This is a genomic window from Thermogutta sp. (genome assembly GCF_014359955.1).
Classification (GTDB): domain Bacteria; phylum Planctomycetota; class Planctomycetia; order Pirellulales; family Thermoguttaceae; genus Thermogutta.
Genome location: NZ_JACIYL010001082.1, coordinates 1 through 1,117 on the forward strand (window position 1 = coordinate 1; position 1,117 = coordinate 1,117).

The following is a 1,117-nucleotide window of genomic DNA, read 5'->3' on the forward strand; positions in this document are numbered from 1 at the left end:
ACTCTAAAATTTGCGTATTATGCTTTATTTAAAAAGGGAATTTAATCGTACTTGTCCGCCGCTGTGATGATTCATATTGTCCTTTGCCGCGACAAAGACCGCCCGCCACTCGAAATGTTTTGTCCAGCAAACCTGTTCATTCGAACACAAGCCGCCGGGCGTCGAAAACCGGCCCTTCAATGCACGCGCGGTGATAGTCCCACTCTTCGGACTCAAGATCATCTCTCACACGCACGACACAACTATAGCAGAGCCCCAGACCGCACGCCATGGGCGTTTCGAGGGACAAGTAGCAGGGCACGCGCCGGACGGCGCAAATATCGGCCACCGCTTTCATGAGAGCTTCCGGACCACAACAGTACACGGCCGTCTCGTGCGGATCGAGCTTTTCAAGTTCTTTCAGCAAAAGATCAGTGGCAAGCCCCTGGTGCCCGGTGGAACCATCATCGCTGATTGTCTGGACTTCTACGCCGACATCTTTGAAGCGGTGAAGGTCATCAGGGAGTAACTCCGCAGTGCGCACTCCGAACAAGAGCTGGGCACGCTTGACCGGTTGCGTCTGACGTGGCGGAGAACCATATTGCCCATGACCCGTCGCTTCCCGCCCAACCGCCATAAAAGGCGTATAGCCGATTCCCCCGGCCACCATCAGAAGGGTTGGAGAGGAGGGAGGCGGGAAACCATTTCCCAGGGGCCCCCATATTTCCAGATAGTCACCGGCGGACCACCTGGCCAGCAATTTAGTCATTTTTCCGATAGAAGAATAAACGATCTCCAGTCCGGCCGCTTCCCCGTGTTCCGGATCGTTGAATACATCGAACAGCGCGAAGGCCCGCCCCAACAATGGGTCATAGTGGTTCGGCAGCCGGAGCATGACGAACTGCCCTGGGACGATTCCTCTGGCAATCGGCGGACACACCAGCCGTAAACGGAACAGATCACGCCCGATCTGTTCATTCTCGATAACCGTGGCTTTGCCGAACCAAATTTCGCGGTTCCCTGGTTCGGTTAGAAGTCGCCATTGATCGTCCATCACAATAAATCGCCTACAAGAGTGTTGCTGTTATTTCGAATATTTCCAACTCTATGACCGGAAGCGTCCCTCCTGCTCCGTCAT

The 1,117-nt window shown here is 54.5% G+C and carries 1 protein-coding gene; it reads right to left on the reverse strand.

The window, feature by feature from the left end; translation table 11 throughout:
- Positions 1–136: 136 nt before the first annotated feature.
- Positions 137–1,033, reverse strand: a complete 897-nt coding sequence (locus tag H5U08_RS19520) for a dihydroorotate dehydrogenase electron transfer subunit (RefSeq protein WP_297037068.1) — start codon at positions 1,031–1,033, stop codon at positions 137–139.
- Positions 1,034–1,117 lie beyond the last annotated feature (84 nt).